This is a genomic window from Streptomyces sp. NPDC056061 (genome assembly GCF_042266885.1).
GTDB lineage: Bacteria > Actinomycetota > Actinomycetes > Streptomycetales > Streptomycetaceae > Streptomyces.
Genome location: NZ_JBHJWQ010000004.1, coordinates 43398 through 63993 on the forward strand (window position 1 = coordinate 43398; position 20596 = coordinate 63993).

General features: G+C 71.0%; 13 protein-coding genes. 5 read left to right on the plus strand and 8 right to left on the minus strand.

Features of this window, described 5'->3' with window-relative positions; translation table 11 throughout:
- Window positions 1-10: 10 nt before the first annotated feature.
- Both ACFC79_RS08275 and ACFC79_RS08280 read right to left on the minus strand, forming a co-directional pair.
- On the minus strand, window positions 11-3064 hold the full coding sequence (locus ACFC79_RS08275) for a lantibiotic dehydratase (protein ID WP_376237492.1): 3054 nt from the start codon (window positions 3062-3064) through the stop codon (window positions 11-13).
- A 189-nt stretch (window positions 3065-3253) separates the two neighbouring features.
- Window positions 3254-3469 (minus strand): hypothetical protein, encoded by a 216-nt coding sequence (locus ACFC79_RS08280; RefSeq protein ID WP_376236795.1) that lies wholly within the window; start codon window positions 3467-3469, stop codon window positions 3254-3256.
- Window positions 3470-4079: 610 nt separating this feature from the next.
- Here ACFC79_RS08280 and ACFC79_RS08285 point away from each other — a divergent pair.
- On the plus strand, window positions 4080-6314 hold the full coding sequence (locus tag ACFC79_RS08285) for a BTAD domain-containing putative transcriptional regulator (protein ID WP_376236798.1): 2235 nt from the start codon (window positions 4080-4082) through the stop codon (window positions 6312-6314).
- Window positions 6315-6500: 186 nt separating this feature from the next.
- On the opposite strand, the gene ACFC79_RS08290 is transcribed toward ACFC79_RS08285, so the two are convergent.
- The 3 genes from ACFC79_RS08290 to pip all read right to left on the minus strand — a co-directional run bounded on the left by ACFC79_RS08290 (window position 6501) and on the right by pip (window position 11971).
- Window positions 6501-7496: an aldo/keto reductase gene (locus tag ACFC79_RS08290; RefSeq protein ID WP_376236800.1), complete on the minus strand. Its 996-nt coding sequence runs from the start codon at window positions 7494-7496 to the stop codon at window positions 6501-6503.
- 123 nt (window positions 7497-7619) lie between these two features.
- Window positions 7620-9974: an N-acetylmuramoyl-L-alanine amidase gene (locus ACFC79_RS08295; RefSeq protein ID WP_376236802.1), complete on the minus strand. Its 2355-nt coding sequence runs from the start codon at window positions 9972-9974 to the stop codon at window positions 7620-7622.
- A 1001-nt stretch (window positions 9975-10975) separates the two neighbouring features.
- The gene (gene pip / locus ACFC79_RS08300; RefSeq protein ID WP_376236804.1) at window positions 10976-11971 is read right to left on the minus strand and encodes a prolyl aminopeptidase; all 996 of its coding nucleotides are present in this window, start codon (window positions 11969-11971) and stop codon (window positions 10976-10978) included.
- 148 nt (window positions 11972-12119) lie between these two features.
- Between pip and ACFC79_RS08305 the strand changes: the two genes are divergently transcribed.
- A complete protein-coding gene (locus ACFC79_RS08305) occupies window positions 12120-12623 on the plus strand; it encodes a cupin domain-containing protein (protein WP_376236806.1) in 504 nt (167 codons plus the stop codon).
- Window positions 12624-12710: 87 nt separating this feature from the next.
- Here ACFC79_RS08305 and ACFC79_RS08310 read toward each other — a convergent pair whose 3' ends face one another.
- A complete protein-coding gene (locus tag ACFC79_RS08310) occupies window positions 12711-13775 on the minus strand; it encodes a translation initiation factor IF-2 (protein ID WP_376236808.1) in 1065 nt (354 codons plus the stop codon).
- Window positions 13772-15292 (minus strand): AAA family ATPase, encoded by a 1521-nt coding sequence (locus ACFC79_RS08315; RefSeq protein ID WP_376236811.1) that lies wholly within the window; start codon window positions 15290-15292, stop codon window positions 13772-13774. Before ACFC79_RS08315 ends, ACFC79_RS08310 begins: the two co-directional genes overlap by 4 nt.
- A gap of 267 nt (window positions 15293-15559) precedes the next feature.
- On the opposite strand from ACFC79_RS08315, the gene ACFC79_RS08320 reads away from it, so the two are divergent.
- Complete coding sequence (locus tag ACFC79_RS08320; RefSeq protein ID WP_376236813.1) at window positions 15560-17734, plus strand: protein kinase; 2175 nt, start codon at window positions 15560-15562, stop codon at window positions 17732-17734.
- Window positions 17735-17815: 81 nt separating this feature from the next.
- Window positions 17816-18397 carry a cysteine hydrolase family protein gene (locus ACFC79_RS08325; RefSeq protein WP_376236816.1) on the plus strand — a complete coding sequence of 194 codons (582 nt, stop codon included), beginning with the start codon at window positions 17816-17818 and terminating at the stop codon, window positions 18395-18397.
- 130 nt (window positions 18398-18527) lie between these two features.
- On the opposite strand, the gene ACFC79_RS08330 is transcribed toward ACFC79_RS08325, so the two are convergent.
- The gene (locus tag ACFC79_RS08330) at window positions 18528-19262 is read right to left on the minus strand and encodes a class I SAM-dependent methyltransferase (RefSeq protein WP_376236818.1); all 735 of its coding nucleotides are present in this window, start codon (window positions 19260-19262) and stop codon (window positions 18528-18530) included.
- 655 nt (window positions 19263-19917) lie between these two features.
- On the opposite strand from ACFC79_RS08330, the gene ACFC79_RS08335 reads away from it, so the two are divergent.
- Window positions 19918-20556 (plus strand): TetR/AcrR family transcriptional regulator, encoded by a 639-nt coding sequence (locus tag ACFC79_RS08335; protein ID WP_376236820.1) that lies wholly within the window; start codon window positions 19918-19920, stop codon window positions 20554-20556.
- Window positions 20557-20596 lie beyond the last annotated feature (40 nt).

Below are 20596 nucleotides of genomic sequence, written 5' to 3' on the forward strand. Positions count from 1 at the left end.
TTCTCCTTCTTCACGAGGTGGCGTTGAGGGCGCGCGACGCTTTTTCCAGGAGCGTCAGGGTCCTTCGCTCGTGTGGGACGTCCGTGCCGAACAGGCGGTTGTGCTGCATATGGAGCAGGCCGACGAGTGCCGTGTTCCGGGAGTCCGTGTCACGCCGCCCGTTCCGGACGCGGAGGACGTGGCTCCCGTACTCCCGCGCCACCGCGGAGTTCTCCCAGAAGGGCTTGAGCGCGGCGACACCGGTGGCCTCGGCGAGCTGTTGGGCCGTACCGCCGGGACGTATGAGCGCGGTGGCCATGTCGACGAAGTCCCGGGGGACGGAAACCGGACCGGAACTCCTGGGCGCGACATGCGCCGCCCACTCGCACCAGTCCCATTTCCCCAGGGATTCCAGAAGTGTCGCGTAGTTGGCCACCAGGAGGACTTCCGACGGGATGTCCTTCTTGGCGGCGGACAATTGCGCGAGCACCGACTGGCTGTCGACACAGAAGAGTTGTTCCGCCGGGACGATCGCTTCCGGGCCCCCGTACCGTGACACCTCGGGTTCGTAGGAGCCCAGTTGCACGTCCCGGAGCAGTCCCGCACTCCTCATCGTCCGCGTGTGACGGAACAAGGCGGGAAGAACCTTCTGGCAGATCCTCTCGGGGTCGCCATGAAAGCGGATTCTCAGATGCGGGTCCGGATCGGCGTACCGGATGAAGTGCCATCGGTCGATGGAGTCGGCCACGTCCCGTACGAGCGCTGATACGAAGGTCGAGAGGAGTTCGTTCTGGGTCGACTCGGAGGAGTAGAGCTTCGCGAAGATCCACTCGCCTCCGGGAAGGTGAAGGGTCTCGTCGAACACGGCCGGCATGGTGAAGTGCGAGTGCTTTTCCTTCTTCGCCCGGGGCAGGAGCGGAACGATGAATTCATTGCTGCGCCCGTGGATCCAGTCGAATTCCCGGCGGCTGGAGTTCCTGTCCTCCGACACCCTGGTGTCGGGATTCCTGGAGATCTCGCGCCGCAGCATCTCCTGTTGGAAGGCGTTGCTGAGATCGATTCCGTACACGCGGTCGTACGTGGCGACGTTGATCCGGTCGGGCACGTCGAACTTCTCGCGCCAGTCGTCGAGCGAGGCTCTCCAAGTCCTCCGGTCGGTGGCGGCGCGTCGGAGTTTGCCGTCGACGTTCCACTGGAGGGGCGAGGCCACGGTTCTTCCGAAGCGCACGCGTGGCAACTGCGGGGCGTGCTTCTGGCCGGACCAGTCCCAGGGCTGCCACATCTTGGACTCGCCGCCGTACCGGAATTCCGCGAGGAACCGCGCGATGTTGGGTGCGTGATCCCGCACGTTGAGCATGTGCGGGAGAACCGAGACGACTTCCTGGCCGGTCTTCTGCCAGTACAGGCGCATGCGGTGCCCGTCGTCCGCCACGCAGAGGTCGCGCCAGTCGATGTTCGACGGATCGGCCGGATCGTGGAAGGTGCCCAGATGGATCTTGTACGGTGCGACGGCCGGGACCTGGACGAGATTGAAGAGCCTGGGCGTTCTGGGCATGAAGAACACCTGGGCCGTGATCGCGTCGGGGTCCGGTGCGGCCATGAGCCTCGCCAGTTCGTCCGTGCTCCCGGTGACGCCGGCGAACCGCCCGGTCGTGGCGCCCGCGGTGACGCTTCCGGTCAGCGGTGTCGCGAGAAGCTCGAAAGCCCCCGAGTTGAGTGCTTCCAGGTCGCGTGCGAGTACCTGGAAGCTCAGTTCCATCGCGGTGGGAACGCGCGGCTTCCGGTCTCCCGACAGATCGAGGATGTCCTGACGGCCGAGGCGTATTTCCCGGGTGTCGCGACCGAGGCCCTCCTGCAGCAGTGACGCCAGTTTCTCTTCGCGATCGGAGTCCGTTTCCGGGTGTTGGTGCGTGAGGCTCCGGTGCGAGGACGGGTTCTGATAGGACGCCGGAAATCCGAGTCCCGCATGCGGATCGACGAGTCGTCCGATCGGAACGGAACGTGCCGTGCCGTATTTTTCGAGAAAGGCGTTCCGGTACTCGTTCCAATGGGAGTTGGGCGCCCGCTCCGGCGCGATCGACCACATCGCGGACGCGTACGCCTCCGCTTCGTCCAGCACGGATCGGGGCAGGGTGACCGACAGCCCGGAGAGCAGATCCACCTGGACGGGCGGACGGCCGCTGTCCTCGACGGCGGGGACACGTTCCAGAATGTCCCGCCAGCTCTCGATTCCGTCCCCCGGAGCGAGACGTGCGTACGCCTCCAGGGATTCCGAGACGGCGACCATGCGGGGTGTTGCGGGGGAGTCCGGGCCGAGCGCGGTCATCGCGCTGCGCAGGGGTGTTTCGTTCGGATGCGCGGGAGCGAACGAAGTCAACAGCAGTTCGTGCCGGATGAGCCCGGCCATCATGTCGTCGATCTTTTCGAGTGCGGATTCACCGAACTTGTCCGCTGCCTCGTCCAGCAGCGAGGAGTATGCCATCGCTTTGCTCGTCCGTGACCGAATCCAGGAAACGACAGCGGTATGACGGACCGAGAATTCGCCGCTGAGACGTGATGTGCCGGAGAGTGCCTCGTCGCCGACTCCGGAGCGGGTGTAGGGAAGTATCAAGCGGTTTCCGCGGACGAAGCACAGATTGTTGAACGTGACCGTGACCCGGTGCCGCGTCGAGGGATCCTCCAGCCACTGAGCGGTCATTCTGTGGAGCCATTCGCTGTCCAGTCGGACGGACTTTCGATCCGGCATCATCGGGCCGACACTTCCGGTGACGCCGACCGATGCCCTGGTAATTCCCGCGAACAGACCGAAAGGTGTCGTGCGCCCGGTCATGCGAAGCATGTATCGGGTCAGGGAGACGGCCGAACTCATCAATTTCTTCCGCTTCACGGGAAATCCGTGAGTGATGCGTTCGGCCGTTTCGAGGAGTGAGGTGCTGGAGACTGCTATGCCTTCACGGAGGACGGGATCCTTCATGAGCAGCCCGATGTATTGAATCAAATCGTCGTCCGTCGCATCCGAACCACCGGGTGCGTCCGGACCCACGAAATCGAAATCCTTCCGGGATCGCGAGGAGATCCGGCACATGACGGGTTCGCCGACTGCGTAGCTCTTCTCCGGTTCCAATTCCTCATCCTCACGCGCTTCATCCAACGAGAAAGGCCCCCTGCCGGGCGTGCGCGGTGCCGGCAGGAGGCCTCCCACTACCTTGCCGAGGGCTGTCCCGCCAGGGGCGGCGGGGCAGCCCTCAGTTCCCGCCGGCGGGACAGTCCTCGGTCAGCAGCACGACCTGCACATGGAGAGGAGCGAGCAGGAGTGGGTGGCGCCGCTCTGGGTCGGGGCACAGTTGACGGTGCCGCAGTCCTGGCCCATCGACATCATGGGCTTGGTGTCCTCCGAGACGGACGCGCCCGGGATGATCTGGATGTCGAGGTCCAGCTCGCTGAGCTCGATGGTCTCGGCGTCGTTTTCCAGAAGCATGGCAGTGCCCATGGGGAATCTCACCTTCAGTCAGTGGAATGAGTGCTTTCCCTGCGGCAGAAAATGACCGCGGTTGGACGGTGCCATGCCGACGAGGAAGGTTCCTTGAACGTTCCTTGAAGCGGTTCTCAAGGAATCTGCAAGTTCCTCCCGGCCCCCTTCCCGGATGCCGTCCCCTCTCCTGAACATGCCGATTTCGTCCGGCGGCCGGTGATCATCGGGCCGCTTCCCCCGCGGGGCCGGGCGAGGAGTGCCACCGGCCTGCCCTCCGTGATGTGCGGTCGCCGCCGAACCGGGATCCCCATGGTTTCGGACTTGCCGGAATCGGGTTCATGCGGCGTCATGCCGGACCGGTATGCGGGGGCTCGGACACGCCGGAGTCCCTCCGTTATCCGGCCGGACGACGGCAGCGGATACGGATGCCGGTCCGACGAAAACCCGCCCGCCGGGGCCCGAATCCCCATCGGGTCGATAACGCTGCAAAGCGCGTGTTCCGAGCCCCGAAGGCAAAGGATGTCCGGACTCCGCCGTGCCCTGGCTCGACAGAAGTTCCTGACCTACCATGATCTTTCCAGCGGAGGCGTCGCGGTTCTTCGGTCCCGCGATGACGGCAGGGGGCCACGTGAGATTTCAGTTGCTGGGCCCCGTGATGGGCTACGCGGGCGAGCAGCGGATTGATCTCGGTTCGGCAAAGCAGCGTTGTGTACTGGCAGTTCTGCTGCTTGACGCGGGACGTGTCGTGCCCATCGAGCAGTTGATACACCGGGTCTGGGGCGAGGAACCGCCTCGCACGGTCCGTTCCACCCTCTACAGCTACGTGGCGCGCATCAGGTCCGCCCTGCGCGAGCCGGGTGGGCAGGCGGCCGGAATGGAAGTGGTGCGGCATGCCGGCGGATACGTGCTGGAAGCCGACCACGAGCGAATCGACGTGCACAGCTTCCGACGCCTCACCGAGGCCGCCCGGGTCGCCGACGACGGTGAGGCGGGCGACCTCCTGCACACCGCGCTCGGCCTGTGGCAGGACGATGCCCTTTCCGGGCTCACCGGTGCGTGGGTCGAGAGCGTCCGCACCCGGCTGGATGCCGAGCGGGTCGCCGCGGCGCTGCAGTACAACGACATCCGGATCGCCCTGGGGGAGGGCGAGGCACTCCTGCCGGAACTCCGCAGCCTGATGGCGGTCCGGCCGCTGGACGAACGGCTCGCGGGGCAGCTGGTGACGGCTCTCTACCAGGCGGGGCGTCAGGTCGAGGCGCTCGAAACCTACGAGGCGATCCGCGACCGGCTCGTGGGCGAACTCGGCATCGACCCGAACCCCGACCTCCAGGCACTGCACCGCCAAGTGCTGTCGGCGGCCCCCGGGCTGAAGGGCGCGGGCAACCGCGATCCGGAGATCCTCACCACGGTCCCCCGTCAGTTGCCGGCGCTGCCGACCCCCTTCGTCGGCCGTGAACGCGAACTCTCGGTCCTGGACGAGATGGTCGGCGAGGAAGCGGAGGCCGAGAACGCCGCGGTGGTGACGGTGATCGGGGGCATGGGCGGGGTCGGCAAGACCTGGCTGGCGTTACGTTGGGCATACCGGCACCTCAGCCGGTTCTCCGACGGGCAGCTCTACGTCGACCTGCGCGGATTCGACCACACCGAGGGACCGATTTCGCCGACCGCGGTCCTCCGGGGGCTGCTCGGCGCCCTGGGCGTCCCGCCTGCCGCGATTCCGGCCGGGGTGCACGCGCAGACGGGCCTGTACCGGTCCCTGGTCGCCAAGAAGCGCATGCTGATCGTGCTGGACAACGCCCGTGACACGGCACAGGTGGCACCCCTGTTGCCCGGTGGTCCGTACTGCACCACGCTGATCACCAGCCGCAACACACTGGCGGGGCTGCACACCACTTCCCGGACGCGTGCTCTCACCCTCGGCGCCTTCGCGGACGAGGACGCGCGTGAACTGCTGGCCGAGCGGCTGGGCTCCGACCGGCTCGACGACGAGACGGACGCCGTCGACGCGTTCCTCTCGCACAGCGCGGGCCTCCCGCTCGCCCTGGGCATTCTGGCGACCAGAGCGGCCACGCATCCCGGATTTTCGCTGTCGGTCGTCGCCAAGGAACTCCAATGCGAGGTGACGAGGCTCGACGCACTGGCCACCGGCGAGCTCTCCACCGACCTGCGCGCGGTGTTCGCCTCCTCCCGCTCGGCGCTCGACGAGGAATCGGCAAGGATGTTCGACCTGCTCGGGCTGGCCCCGAGTTCCGACATCAGCCTGGACGCGGCCGCCAGCCTCGCGGACCTGCCCCCGCCGCGTACGCGTGTGCTGCTGCACCGGCTCGGCGCGGCCCACCTGGTGCAGCAGCAGAACCCCGGGCGGTACGTCATGCACGACCTCATCCGGCTCTTCGCGGTGGAACACGGTCGCATGACGCTGGGGGCCGTTGCCAGGGACCGCGCGCTGAGGCGCCTGGCCGACTTCTGTCTCCACACCGCCCACCGGGCCGACCGGTTGCTCAGCCCGCACCGGGAGACCATGGGGCTGCCGATCCCCGGAGCGGACAGGCCCTCCGACGTGGTCCACGACGCGGCGAGCGCACTTGCGTGGTTCGAGGCCGAGTACGGCCTGATCGCGGACGTCCAGTCACTCGCCGCGAGGCGCGGATGGTACGCGCTGGTCTGGCAACTGGCGTGGCTCTCGGAGCCCTTCCTGCTGAGACAGGGCCGCCACCAGGACAACCTCATGGCGTGGCGGCTGGCGCTCAAGGCGGCCGAACACCTCCGCGATCCGGGTGTGTCCGCCCCCACCCTGCGCTTCGTCGGCCGCGCCCTCGCGATGGCCCGCGAGTGGCCGGGAGCCGAAGCCCACCCGGCCTGAGCGCACCCGGAGCCGGGAGGCACCCTGCGGCGCACGGACGCGGATTCGGATGTGTACGGGATCCGGAACGGTCCGACGCCGTTCTCGGGAACTCGGCGAGGCCGGTGCCGGACCGGACGGCGGACCGTCGGAGAGGCCCGCCCGCAGGGTGACGACGGGCCCGCCGGCCCGCCGTCACCGGCCTCGTCACCAGGCGAATGCCTCCGGCGACGGACCCGGCCCCGGGAAGATCTCGTCCAGCGAGGCCAGCAGTTCCGCGGAGAGGTCCAGCTCCAGCGCCCGCAGCGCCGAGTCCAACTGCTCCCGGTTGCGCGGGCCGACGATCGGCCCCGTCACACCCGGCCGGGTCAGCAGCCAGGCGAGGCCGGCCTCGCCCGGTTCCAGGCCGTGCTTGTCGACGAGGTCCTCGTAGGACTGGATCCGCGCGCGCTGAGCCGCGTCCTTCAGCGCGTCCGCGCTGCGGCCGGAGCCCGAGCGCCCCGCCGTGCCCTCGCGCTCCTTCCTCAGCACACCCCCGAGCAGCCCGCCGTGGAGCGGGGACCACGGGATGACGCCGAGGCCGTACTCCTGCGCGGCCGGGATGACCTCCATCTCGGCCCGGCGTTCCATCAGGTTGTAGATGCACTGTTCGCTGACCAGGCCCTGCGAGCCGCGCCGGGCGGCGAGCTCGTTGGCCTGCGCGATCTTGTAACCGGGGAAGTTCGAGGAACCCGCGTAGAGGATCTTGCCCTGCTGGACCAGGACGTCGATCGCCTGCCAGATCTCCTCGAAGGGGGTGTTCCGGTCGATGTGGTGGAACTGGTAGAGGTCGATCCGGTCCGTCCGCAGGCGCTTCAGCGAGGCGTCGACGGAGCGCCGGATGTTCACCGCGGACAGTTTGTCGTGATTGGGCCAGGCCGCGCCGTCGGCGCCCATGTTCCCGTACATCTTGGTGGCGAGGACCACCTTGTCGCGGCGGTCGCCGCCCTTGGCGAACCAGCTGCCGATGATCTCCTCGGTGCGGCCCTTGTTCTCGCCCCACCCGTACACATTCGCCGTGTCGAAGAAATTCAGGTCCGCGTCCAGTGCCGCGTCCATGATGGCGTGGCTGTCGGCCTCGTCGGTCTGCGGGCCGAAGTTCATCGTGCCGAGGACGAGTCGGCTGACCTTGAGTCCGGTGCGTCCGAGCTGCGTGTACTTCATGACCGCCAAGCCAACGCCTTCGAGTCCGCTCGAAGCAAGAGCCGGCGGGACGTGCCGTGCCCGCCGCCCGGCGGAACACCGGGACGGCGGGCACGGTCGCGTGCGCGGACGGGGCCGCCGCGCCTACTTCAGGTAGACGATGCCGTCGGTGGTGATCGCCGGTCGGCCCTTCGTGCCGACCACGACGATCTTGACGGTGTGCTTGGCGCTGCCGGACCAGTTCGTCGTCCACAGCGCGTCGCGGTACTTGGTGGTGGCGGACTTCAGGTCCATCGTGGAGACCTTCTTGCCGTCCACGTAGACGTAGACCTGTCCGGAGGTGGATGCCCGGGACGCGACGAGGGCGACCGAGCGGCCGGTGAACGTCCAGGTCAGGGAGGCGTTCGCGGCCGAGCTGGAGTACGACTTGCCGCCCAGGTAGTTGGACGAGGACTTCGTGGTCCAGGTTCCGGTCCTCGTCGCCGCGCTCTCCTGGAGGATGACCGGCGTGCCGGAGACCGATGCGGCGGCGGTGTTGCCCGCCCGGTCGTACGCGGTCATGGCCCAGTTGGTGGCCACGCCGGACTTGGCGGTGTGCGCGGCGCTGGTGACCGTCGGCCCGTAGGTCCTGGCGACCGGGGCGGTGAGCCGGACCTCCTTCAGCGCGGCGGCGTCGGTCGCCCGCCACTTCAGGGTGAGCGGGACGGCGGCGGTGTTCACGGTGCCGGTGCGCAGGGCCAGGTTCGGCTTGGTGGGGAAGGTGGGGGCGGTGCGCTCGGCGACGACGGTGGCCGCCGCGGACGTGGTGACCTTGCCCGACTGGTGGGTGGCGCGCACCTGGACCGTGTGGGTACCGACGGCGAGCACGGCCTTGGCCGAGGTGGCGGTGCCCGCGGTGGTCGCGACGGCCTTGCCGTCGACCAGCAGCTCGTACCGGGAGACGAACGCGGCCGGGGTCGTCGACTTCCAGCCGACGGTGATCGCGGACGTGGTGTAGTACGTCGTGCCCGAGAGCCCGGCGCCGGTCACCGATGTGACGGCGAGTCCGGTGACGGGGCCTGCGGCGAGGCTGCGGATCGCGGGCAGCTGCCCGTACAGCTTGGTGCCGGGGCACTGGGTGTTGAAGCCGTCGCGGTGGCCGGAGACGGTCCTGAAGGTGTACTTCGTGCCGACGGCGAACCTGGTGCCGACGAAGTTGTTGCCGGTGGCTCCCGCGGTGAGCAGGGTGCTGCCCGCCGGGTCGACCTTGTACTGGCCGAGCTTCCACGCGGCGACCCGGGCCACCGCGGTGGTGGCCGCGGTGGGGGCGGTGGTGTCGGTGTACGTGCCGATGACCGCGATACCGGCGGTGTCCCGGTTGAAGCCGTAGGTGTGCGCGCCGAAGACCGGCCGGTCGACGCCGCCCTTGCGGCCCTCGAAGACCGTCCCGCACTTGTCGACGACGAAGTTGTAGCCGAGGTCCTTCCAGCCGTTGGCCTTGACGTGGAACGCGTACAGGCCGCGCACGATCGCCGCGGAGTCGGCGCAGGAGTAGTTGTTGGTCTCGGCGGTGTGGTGGACGAAGACGGCCTTGACGGTGTTCAGGTACTCGGGCGCCTCGGGGCTGATCGACTCGTCGGCGCCCCAGCCGGCCCGCGAGACGATCGGGGGCCGTGGCACGGTCGACGGCGGGCCGGGCTGCGCCGTCTGCGTCGGGGTCGCGGTCGCGGACGGGGCGGGGGCGGTGTTCGCCGGGGGCGTGGGCGACTGCGGGGCCGGGGCGGTGCCGACGGGCGGGGCGGTCGGGGTGGCCGCGTCGTCGGACGTGGCCGTGCCGTCACCGGGTGCGGGAGGCTCGGGCGTGCCCGGGTCCGAGGGATCGGCGGACGGCGTGGACGTCGGGTCCGACGTGCCGTCCGAGGTGCCGTCCGATGCGGTGTTCGCCGCGCCGTCCGCCGCGGGCAGGTCGGCGGCGAAGGCGGCAGGCTGCGGGTTCGGCGTGCTCCGGCCCGGGTCCACGGTGTCGAGCCGCAGTCCTGCGGGCAGCTTCGTGGATATCTTGCCGCCCGTGTCGACCCGTACCTCGACACCGTCGGACGGGCCGACCCAGCGCGGCTCGGTGCTGCCGCGGACGCCGGACCGGCCGGCTTCCGTGCGTGCGTCCAGGTCGGTCCCGAGCGGCAGCCAGGGCGTCCACGTCCCGTCGGCGGCCGAGCGGGTCCGCACCTCCACGGTGCCGTCGACCTCGGCCGACGGGTCGGTCCAGGTGACGCCCAGCATGCTGAACGGTGCGGTGTCCCGCCTGCCGAGGGAGGCGGACGTACCGTCGTCCGCGATCTTCAGCGCGGTCGTGCGCACATCGGCGACGGCCGGGCCGGACTTGGCGTCGGTGTCCGCCGGGGAGGTGTCCTTCACCCCCTCGAAGACCAGGACACCAGCCACGGCGGCGGTGGCGGTGGCAGCTGTGAGCCAGACTCTTCTTCGCGTTCTCAAGTCGTACCCCGGGGTCGTCTCGGACATGTGGTTCATCGAGTGCTGCGACATGCGACGGGTGGTCAGGTCCGGACCGGTGGGGGGTACGAGTACGGTTGCGCGCCTGCAGCGGAGCCACAGCATGCCATGTGCGTGGGTTGTGGGCGTTATGTGGGGGGTGATCGGCGCTCGGGCCGCGGGGTGGCGACCGCCGTGATCGGGCCCAGGGCCGTATCCACGGACGCGACGCCGATCCGCCGGGTCGGCGGCCTGCCGTTCGGCCGAGGAGCCGGGCGAGCGCGCGGGCGCGGATCATGCCGACCGGGAACGCCGACGCGGAGACGGCCGGCGCCGCGGGGACGTGGACCGGGGTGCAGGTGAGCAGCAGGACGAGGGGGACGAGCGCCGTCACCGCACCGGCCGGCCAACACGCGGTGGCGGACCGGGCGGGGGCGCCGTCGTGCTGCGGCCGCGCGGCGCCGCGCGGCCGTTCGGCCGGGGCACGGGAGTCGGGGAGAACGGAGCGGGTGCCGGGACGCCGTGCGCGTGCGGGGCGGAGGGCCAGGGCCAGGGCTGGGCACCGGACGGGTCGGTGTGCGGAACGGGGCGGTTCGGCGGGGCGAGGGAGGCCGTCGCGGCTGCCGCCGCCGTGCCCGTCGGATCCGCGGCCGGTTCCGGTTCCGGTGCCGCGGACGCCGACGGTCCGGCACGACCGCTCGTGGCGCCCGTGGTCCCGCCCACCAGCCGCGCCTCACGGGCGAACCGGCTCGCGGAGGTGTCCTCGCCGACGGGGGAGAGCACCTTCACCGCGACCGATGCGTTCGTCCACGGCCCGCCACACCTGGCCCATGCCGCCGGAGCCGATCCTCTCCGCCGGCCGGTACCTGCCGTCGACGATCTCGTCACGCACCGGTCGTTACCCGATCAACTCATGCGTATCAAGGGCTACATGGTTGCCCATCGGGCACGGCGCGGACCCTCGCCCCCCGGGTTGTGGCTCCTGCTCGCCGGTTCCGGTCCCTCCGCTCGTCCGTGGGCTCCCGCGGCCGTCACGGCCGGGGCTCGTCCCCGGGCACCGCGAATCGGTCGAGGGCTGCCTGTACCACGCGGCGGGTTTCCGTACCGCCCAGATGACCCGCGTCGTCGATCACCACGAGTTCCGCGTCGGGCCACGCCTTCGCCAGCTCCCAGGCGGTGATCAGCGGACCGCCCAGGTCGAACCTGCCGTGCACCAGCACGCCGGGAATCCCCGCCAGCCGCCCCGCGTCCCGGATCAGTTGCCCCTCCTCCAGCCAGGCGCCCCGGGAGAAGTAGTGCGAGCAGATCCGCACCAGAGCCTGCCGGGCCCGGCCGGGGCGTCCGCTGTACGGTGACGGCCCGGTGTACGCCTCCTGGGAGAGCACCGCGTCCTCCCAGGCACACCAGTCGGCCGTCGCCCGGTCCCGCACCGCGGCGTCGGGATGCTCCGTCCGGCGGGCGTACGCGGCGAGTACGCCCGGTGTCGCGTCGTCCGCGGCCTCCGGCACACCGGCCCGGAACCGGTCCCACGCCTCGGGGAAGATCTGCCCGGCGCCCCGGTACAGCCAGTCGATCTCGGAACGCCTGGTCGTCGTGACGGCCGGGATCACGATCTCGGAGACCCGCTCCGGATGCTGCTCGGCGTAGGCGAGGATCAGTGTCGACCCCCAGGACCCGCCGTACAGCAGCCACGTCTCGATCCCGAGGTGGACGCGCAGCCGCTCCATGTCGGCGATCAGCCGGTCGGTGGTGTTGAACCGCATGTCGGTGGCCGGGTCGGCGGCGTGCGGGGTGGAACGGCCGCAGCCGCGCTGGTCGAAGAGGACGACGCGGTACCGCTCCGGGTCGAAGTACTGCCGCTGTCGCGCGGTGCAGCCCGAGCCCGGACCGCCGTGCACGACGGCCGCCGGTTTGCCGTCCGGGTTTCCGCAGACCTCCCAGTACACGTGGTTGCCCTCCCCGACGTCGAGCATGCCGTACGCGTACGGCTCGATCGGCGGGTACGTTCCGTCGGTTTCGCGTTCCATGGTGTGCTGAGGCTCCTGCGGTCTGCGGTCTGTGCTTTGCGGTCTGTGCTCTGCGGTTCCGCGGCCCCGGGGGCCGGGTGGCCGCGGGAGGGGTGGTGCGGCGGGCGGAGGGGAGCCCCGCGGGCCCGCCGGGCGTAGCCTGAGCGCCGTGAACTCCGTGCCCCGGGTACTGACCGTACTCGACGAACTGCTGGCCGCCGCCGCTCCCGAAGACCGCGGCGCTCTGTGGCAACTTGCCGAATCCGGCCGGGAATTGGATGCGAACCTGGTACGCCTTCCGCCGGGCGCCGAAGTCGGAGAGCACCAGGAGGACGTGCTGGACGTCCTCCTGATCGTCGTCGCGGGCAGTGGCCGGGCCGTCTGCGGCGGCGCGGCACTGGACCTCGCCCCCACGACCGTGTTCTGGCTGCCCCGCACCTCCCGCCGCGCCCTCGTCGCGGGGCCGGACGGACTGGCGTACCTGACCGTCCACCGCCGTCGGCCCGGCCTCACGATCAAGTCGGCGGCCGCACCCGCGGAGCGTCCCGCGGTGCACGAGGGCGGCGAGGGCCCCTGCCTGCTGGACCGGGTGTGCCCCGCGTGCGGGCGGCTCTCGGCGGACCCGGAGCCGGTGTTCTGCAGTCGGTGCGGGGAGCGCTTCGCGGACCTCTGAGCGCGTCGGGGCCGGCGTGCGGGCCGACGGGGCCGGCGGATGCGTCGCTGAGTGCAGCGGCTGCGCGGCCGGGGTCCGGCCCCGGGCTCAGCGGGTGCGCGGCCGGTCGAACCAGATCGTCAGCAGCGTCGGTGCGAGGCCCGCCCAGAACACCACCTGCGGAGCATCCCGCGCGGTCCACGGCACCGCCACGATGATCACCGCGCACAGCGTTCCCAGCACCGCCTGAACCAGCACCAGCCGCGCCCAGAACATCCGCCGCAGCAGCGACCGGACGCTCAGTCGTACCCCCGCACGCATCTTCCGGTAGCGCCGCCAGGCGCCGAACGCCCAGAGCAGCCCGATCAGCAGCAGCACGTAGACCCGGGTGCCCAGCGGCAGCGGCAGTTCGCGGATGTCGTCCTCGGACGGGAACAGATCGACCGCCACCCCTGCCAGCAGCAGGCTCAGCACGGCGAGCCACCGGGTGCCGCGCAACATCTGGAACACGGCGCCGTCCAGCCCCGCGCGCATGCGGTCCGACGCGGGATCGGCGGCGAGCGCCGACGCGTACACCTCCGCGCGCCGGCCGTTCCGCATTCCGGGCGTGGCGAGTTCCTTCTCCGTCCGCCGGTCCAGCGCGAAGGAGTCGTTCGGGTCGATGCGCAGCATCTCGCGCACCGCGAGATCGGTGAGGTCGCTCCGTCCGTTCAGCGTCGCCGCCTTCCACAGCGCGTAGTGCGCCCCGGTCTCCTCCGGCGCCAGCCGCACCGCCTCCTGCGCCGCCTCCAGCACCTCCGGCCAGCGCGGCTGCCAGGCGTTGAGCGCCTCGGCGCGCGCCGCGTGCGTCTGCCAGAGCTGCGGCGCGATCCGCACCGCCTCCTGCGCCGTCGCGAGGCATTCGTCGATGCGCGCCAGCCGGCGCAGCGCGTACGCCCGGACGATCAGCGCGTCGACGTACCCGGGTTCGAGCGAGAGCGCGGCCGCCGCCGCCATCAACGCCTGCTCGTGGTCGTCGAGCCGGTAATGGCAGCGGCCCAGTTCGGTCCAGCCCCGGAAATCCTCGGGACTCGCCGTCAGTTGCTTCGCCAGAAGGGCCTTCGCCTCGTCGATGCGGCCCAGCGAGTACAGGGCACTCGCCTGCTCGGTCAACACGTTCCGGGACGCGGTCACAGCTTGCGCTTCTTCTTCAGATAGGTGAGCAACTCGTCATACATTCCGCCCTCGTTGGCGAACATCGCCACATTGCGCGCCGAGGCGAACCACGGATCGGTGGACGGCCGCACCTCCTTGGCCGCGCCCAGCAGATCCTTCATGTTGATCATCCGGACCACTCCGGTCCGGGCCGAGTCGAGCAGCGCGCGCTCGGACGCGGACTCGCACAGATGCGCCAGATCGGCACCCGACAGGTCCTCGGTGACCTTGACCAGCTTGCCCAGGTCGACGGATTCGATCGGCCGGTCCCGCAGGTGGTAGCGGAGGATCGCCTCGCGGGCCGCCGCGTCCGGCGGCAGCACGAGGAGGGTGCGGTCGAGGCGCCCGGGGCGGCGCAGCGCGATGTCCACGTCCCAGGGGACGTTGGTCGCGGCGAGCACGAACACCCCCTCGTTGGAACCGTCGACCCCGTCCAGTTCGGTGAGCAACTGGTTGACGGTGGTGCGCATCCCGCCGTGCTGCATACGGCTCCGCTTGGCGCCGAGCGCGTCGACCTCGTCGAGGAACAGCACGCAGGGCGCCCGGCGGCGGGCCGTCTCGAACACCTCGTGCATGTTGCGCTCGGAGTTGCCCATCCAAATGTCGAGCACGTCGTTGATGGACACGGACAGGAAGCTCGCCCCGAGCTCACCGGCGACGGCGCGGGCGATGAACGTCTTGCCGCAGCCGGGCGGCCCGTACAGCAACAGCCCGCCGCGCAGGCTCTTTCCGTACAGCCTGCCCAGTTCGGGGTTGCGCATGGGCGCCAGGAACGCGGCTTCGAGGCGGTCCTTGACCTCCTGCATCCCGCCGACGTCGGCAAGGGTGACGGAGCCGGGGGTGTCGACGTCCCACGCGGTGGCGTCCCCGGGGTCACCGGTGCCGTCGGCGGCGAGCGGGGCGCCGGGTACGGCGGGTCCGGCACCCGGGCCGGTGGCGCCCCGGCCGGGGGACGGGGACGGGGCGACGAAGCGCGGCGGGACGGCGTCGCCGACCTCGTTCTCGGCAGCCGCCCAGTCGAAACCCGCGGGCGGTGCGGGATCGGTGGAAGATGCGGGAGCGGCGGGCGGCCCCGGCTCCCCGGCGGGGCCTCCGGCGTCCCGCGCGGCGGCGTCCTGCTCCCGTACGGCGGCGTCCTGTTCCCGTACGGCCCCGGCTCCCCCGGTACCCTCCGGCCCGTGCGCGGCGGTTTCCTGCCGCTGCCCGGCCTCGGCCGCTCCGCCCGGTGCCTGCGGCCCCTCCGTCGTCACCTGCCCCTGCGTCGGCACCGCCGGTGGGCCGGCCGGGGCGGGCAGTCCCATCGCCCGCATCATGAGGGCGCGGGCACCCGCGTCGCCGGGCGCGTGCTGCAGGGCGACGGCGGCCTCGGCGACGGCCGCCTCACCGAGCCCCTCGCCGAGGAGCAGTTCGGCGAGATGCAGGCGCAGGGGCACGTCGGCGGGCGCCGCGGCCACGGCGGTGCGCATGCTCTGGATCAGGGGAGATTCGTCGGGCATGACCCACACCCTACGGAGCAGGGCCGGGCGCGAAATGACAGGCCCTCACCGGCAGGTGGGCGGTGGAGTGCCGGAGTGAAACGGAGTGGCGCGCTCCATGGATGTGCCGCGTGTATCGACGATATTCGGCCCCGAACCGATGGGCATGGCTCAATCACAACTGTGCCGCGGGGAGGTGCCGCAGATGTCGTCGCGCACGCCGCCGGGGACTGCGGGACAGCCCTTAGTCTGAGCCCGGGTTGATCCATGGAGTGCACAGGGGGTCGCATGCACGGCGACGACACGGCGGACCGAGGCACGAACGACGAGTGGAACGGCGGCGGGGCCGAGGAGCGGACGAACGACGTCCCGGGACAGGACGGCCGCGTCCGGGCGACCGGCCCCGAGGCGCCGTCACCGTCGGAGGAGGCCGCCGCGCCCTACGAGATGATCGACGCCCGCTACCAGTTGCTGCGCCGACTCGGACACGGCGGGATGGGCGAGGTCTGGGAGGCCCTGGACACGCGTCTGAACCGCAAGGTGGCGGTGAAGAGCCTGCTCGACCGGGACGCCCCCGGGTCCGTCACGCACGCGCAGCTCATGCAGCGGGCGCGGCGCGAGGCGGAGGCCATCGCCAGGATCAAGCACCAGAACGTGGTGGCGGTCCACGACAGGGTCGAGACCGACAGCCAGATCTGGGTCGTGATGGAGCTGCTCAACGCCCATTCGCTCGCCGATCTGCTGCGCGAGGAATACCAGCTGACGGTGCACCGGACGGCCAGGATCGGCCTCCAGGTGCTGCGCGGGCTGCGGGCCGTGCACGACGCCGGAGTCGTCCACCGGGACGTGAAGCCGCACAACGTCCTGTTCGGACCGGACGAGTTCGCGATCCTGACGGACTTCGGGATCGCCACCTTCGACGGCGCCGTCCCCGTGACGCGTTCCGGGGAACTTGTCGGCACGATGAAGTACCTCGCGCCCGAACTGATCGACAGCTCGTCGGGCCGGCCACGGGTGGCGACACCGGCGTCCGACTTGTGGGCGCTGGGCGTCACCCTGTTCGAGATGGTCGAGGGCAGGACCCCCTTCGACGGGCTGTCCCCGGTGGAGTTCCTGGTCGCCGTCTGCGAGTCGCCGCTGCCGCGTCTGCGGTACGGCGGATCGCTGACCGCGGTCGTGGAGGGCTTGCTGCGCAGGGACCCCGATCGGCGTCTGTCCGCGGCGGAGGCGGAGGCGATGCTGCGGGCGATCGTCCGAGAGGGGGGCGCGGCGCCGGTGCACGGAGCCGCTGCCGCCCGTCCGCAGGAACCCGCCCGTCCGCAGGAACCCGCCCGTCCGCAGGAACCCGAAGCGTCCGAACCCGTATCGTCCGAACCGGTGGCGTCCGAACCGGTGGCGTCCGAACCGGTGGCGTCCGAACCGGTGGCGTCCGAACCGGTGGCGTCCGAATCCGTGGCGTCCGAGCCGGGTGTGCCGGCGCGGCCGGGCGTGGCGGTGCCCGAGGCCGGCGGGGTGCCGCCGGCGCGGAGCGGTTCGTGGCGGAAGGCCGGGGTCGCGGTCGTGTGCGCCGCCCTGCTGGCCGGTGTCGGCTGGTATGCCGTGGACCGGTCGCGGCACGACGACACCGCGAAGCCGCCCGTCGTACCGGGACGGGGCACGGAGATCCCCACGTACCGGTCGGCGCACTCGATGCTGAGGATCGGAGTCAAGGAGGACCAGCCCGGATTGAGCGAGAGCACCGGGGACGCCGAGCGGCCGTACCGGGGGTACGAGGTGGCGTTGGCCCTCCAGATCGCGCACGACATGGGATACGCGGAGAGCAAGGTCGAGTTCGTGGCCGTGGACACCCGGAACCGGAGCAGTTTCCTGGCGTCCGGAAAGGTGGATCTGGTGATCGCCACCTACAGCATCACGGACAAGCGGATGAGCGCGAAGTCCACGGAGCCCCCGGTCGCCTTCGCCGGTCCGTACTACGCCGTCAACCGGGGTTTCCTGGTGCGGAAGACGTCGAAGCTCTACACGATCAAGGACTCCAGCGACCTGATCCGCTACGGCCTGGAGGTGTGCACCGCCCAGAAGTCGACGTACGCCGACACGCTGCCCAGGGACGGGTTCACGGTGACGAAGCCGTTGCCGGGCAGCTACGAGACCTGTGAGTCCCGCCTGCGGGACACGAACTCCGGGGTCTACGCGGTGAGCACGGACGACGTCATCGTCGCCGGTTTCGTCCGGAAGCATCCGAAGCAGTTGCGGTTGCTGCCGAGCGACGGGGGCACGGAGGGCTACGGCGTGGCGATGCAGCCCAAGGAGAAGAGGCTGAAGGCGGAGGTGTGCGCCGCCCTGGGCAAGATCATGCAGGACGGCCGCTGGGAGGGCCTGTACCAGGAGTATCTCCAGCCGCTGCTCCACCAGGGGGTGCCGAAGAAGCCGGACCTGGAGCAGTGCGGGACGAAGAAGGAGTGACGGGACCGGAGTCCGCGGCCCCGGTCCCGGGCCGTCGGGTTTTCTGTCGCGTTTCCGGTCGCGCGGCGGCAGGATGTCCCAATGACCATTTCCGTGAGGCCGGTTGAGGCCCTGCTCGTCGTGGATGTCCAGCGCGCCGCCGTCCGGGGCGAGAGGGCGGTGCCCGAGGCGGCCCGGCTCGTCGACCGTACCGCCGACCTGATCGCCCGGGCGCGTACGGGCGGCGCGCTGGTCGTGCACATCCAGAACGACGGCGCGCCCGGGGCGGGCGACGAACCCGGCACGCCCGGTTGGGATCTCCACCACCCCGTCGAGGCGGGACCCGCGGAGGTCGTGATCCGCAAGACCGAGGACGACGGTTTCCACGGGACGCCGCTGGGCGGTCTGTTGGCCGACGCGGGGGTGCGGGCGCTCGCCGTGTGCGGGGTGATGTCCGAGATGTGCGTCCAGGCGACCGCGCGCACGGCCCTGGCGCGGGGCTACCGGGTCGTGATGCCGCACGACGCCCATGCGACGCACGACATCCCGGCGGCCCCCGGGATCAGCGGGGCGATCCCGGCCGCGGCGGTCTCACGGGTCGCCGAGTGGGCGCTCGGCAGCGAGCTCGACGTCATCGCGCGCGCCTCGGACCTCGCGTTCGCAGCGCCGCCGCAGCGGGGCTGAACCGGGCCGGCACGTGGGCCGGCCGACAGGCCGCCCCCGACCGCCGACCCCGCGTCGTCCGTCCTCGACCGGCCGGTCCCGCCCCGGCCCCGGACCGCCGACTCCGCGCCGTCCCCGGCCCGTTCCCCGCTCACGGGCGGCGGAACAGGGCCGTCCAGAGGAACGGTTCGCCGAAGTACGGGGACTCGGGCGGTTCGTCGTTCATGCGGCGCAGTTCGACCTCCGTCAGGTCGGAGAAGATCCGGCGCAGGGCCTCGGGCGTGTAGGCGATCCCGCCGCGCAGGCCGCCTCCGTCGTAGAAGGCGGCGTCGGGGAGTTCGGAGCCCATGCCCCCTTCGCCTGCCGCGAAGCAGGTGAGCGCGAGGTGTCCGCCGGGGGCGAGCACGCGGTCCAGGAGTGCGAGATAGCTGATCCGGCGGTGGGGCGGAAGGTGGTGGAAGCAGCCGGAGTCGTGGATCAGGTCATAGGGCCCGGTCAGTTCGTCCTCCGTGAGGGCGAATGCGTCGCCGCTGTGGAAGCGGACGTCGGCCCCGCTCGCGTCGGCCCGCTCCCGCGCCCACGCGACGGCCGTCGGGGACAGGTCCACCGCGTCGACCTCGAAGCCCAGGGAAGCCAGGTGGAGGGCGTTGCGCCCCGGGCCGCAGCCCAGGTCCAGGGCGCGGCCCGGGGCGATCAGGCCGCGGGCCGCGTACGAGACGAGGTTCTCGTCGGGCTCGGCCGCGAAGAACGGGACGGGCCGCGTCCGGTCCGTGTAGAAACCGTCCCACCAGGACGCCGCGTCGGCCGTCCACCGGTCGGCCTCCGGTGAGACCAGGTCGTCGAGAAGCCCGAGGACGTCGTCCGTCGTGCGCATGTTCCGGTCCATGTGGATCCGATCCCTTCCCCGCTGCTGGATTCCGTGCCGAGCCCGTCCCGGACGCCGTCCCGGCCGCCGTTCCGGAGGGGGAAATCGTAGGTCCGTCCGGTGTCCGAGCCCAGTTCCGAAGGCGTCCGAAGGCGGCGGCAGAAGCCGCTCCGGGGCGTTCGGCGGGCGGTCGCGAGCGGGACGGCAACCTCCCCCCGGATCCCCCTCATCGGGCAGCAACATGCAGGTGGAAGGGCATGCGGGGGGATTTCTCGGGCTCGCCCGGGGGTGTTTTTCCCCTCTTCCGCGCGCATCGATTCCCCGCCGCGGCGGGAGCGTCCGCGACAGGTCCGGCCACGCGTTCGGGCCCGTCCGCGTCCGGCCCCGGTGAATCTGCGCATTGACCTCCGGCGTGACTCAGAGTGTCGTTAGAGTCACCCTCGTGAAGGCTCGTCGTGCGGGTGACGCACATGCCGGAGCAGTGCGGCGTCCACGCGGACGGGCCGGCCCCTTCATGGCCGGAATTCGACGTCGTGGCGACAACGATTCGCCGGGCGATCGGACGGACCGGCGTGCCGCCGCCGCATGCGCGCCCCACTGCGTGGCGGAGACCCCACCGACGGGGCCGAGCATGGAGAGTGGGTGCGCAGCGGTACGGACCGACGAAGGAGAACCGATGGTGGGTGTCGTGGCGAACCAGCGGAACGGGGCTGCCGGGCAGGCGACGGAGGGGCAGGGTGCGCGGGACCGGCTCCTGCGGGTCGGGCGCCAGTTGTTCGCCGCGTACGGGTACGCGAACACGAGCATCGAGGACCTGTGCGAGCACGCGAAGGTGCCCGTCCACGTGTTCCGGCAGGAGTTCGTCTCGCGGGAGGTGCTCCTGATGGCGATCTACGACGAGGTCGCGATCCACGGACTGCGTGCCGCCGAGAACGCGCTGATGGCCGAGGGGATGGAGGACTGCTCGACCCAGGTCCGGGTCCGGCTGCTCTTCGAGGCATATGTGAAGGCGGTCACCGAGGATCCGTGCGCGGCCCGGGTCGCGTTCGTCGAGGCCCTCGGGGTGAGCCGGGAGGTGGACAACCACCTCGCCACCTGGCGGGCGATGTGGATCGACCACCTGACCGGCGAGGCCGAGCGCGCCGTGCGCCGCGGCGAGGCGGTGCCCCGGGACCACAAGGTGACCGTCACGGTGCTGAACCACGCCGTGGAGGAACTCATGGCCCACCACGGCCGTCGCCCCCGGCAGGTCGACGCCGAGTGGCTGACCGACGAACTCACCCGGCTCTCACTGGCGATGATCCTCTCGTCCTGACCCGACCGGGGCCACCGCGCGTGCGGAGGCCGCCCGGCGG

Excerpts from the sequence above, each read along its gene's own strand:
- pip (WP_376236804.1), bottom strand. The coding sequence starts at position 11,971 with ATGGAACGCGAAACCGACGGAACGTACCCGCCGATCGAGCCGTACGCG.
- ACFC79_RS08295 (WP_376236802.1), bottom strand. The coding sequence starts at position 9,974 with ATGTCCGAGACGACCCCGGGGTACGACTTGAGAACGCGAAGAAGAGTC.
- ACFC79_RS08280 (WP_376236795.1), bottom strand. The coding sequence starts at position 3,469 with ATGGGCACTGCCATGCTTCTGGAAAACGACGCCGAGACCATCGAGCTC.
- ACFC79_RS08325 (WP_376236816.1), top strand. The coding sequence starts at position 17,816 with ATGACCATTTCCGTGAGGCCGGTTGAGGCCCTGCTCGTCGTGGATGTC.
- ACFC79_RS08335 (WP_376236820.1), top strand. The coding sequence starts at position 19,918 with ATGGTGGGTGTCGTGGCGAACCAGCGGAACGGGGCTGCCGGGCAGGCG.
- ACFC79_RS08290 (WP_376236800.1), bottom strand. The coding sequence starts at position 7,496 with ATGAAGTACACGCAGCTCGGACGCACCGGACTCAAGGTCAGCCGACTC.
- ACFC79_RS08320 (WP_376236813.1), top strand. The coding sequence starts at position 15,560 with ATGCACGGCGACGACACGGCGGACCGAGGCACGAACGACGAGTGGAAC.
- ACFC79_RS08275 (WP_376237492.1), bottom strand. The coding sequence starts at position 3,064 with ATGTGCCGGATCTCCTCGCGATCCCGGAAGGATTTCGATTTCGTGGGT.
- ACFC79_RS08330 (WP_376236818.1), bottom strand. The coding sequence starts at position 19,262 with ATGGACCGGAACATGCGCACGACGGACGACGTCCTCGGGCTTCTCGAC.
- ACFC79_RS08315 (WP_376236811.1), bottom strand. The coding sequence starts at position 15,292 with ATGCCCGACGAATCTCCCCTGATCCAGAGCATGCGCACCGCCGTGGCC.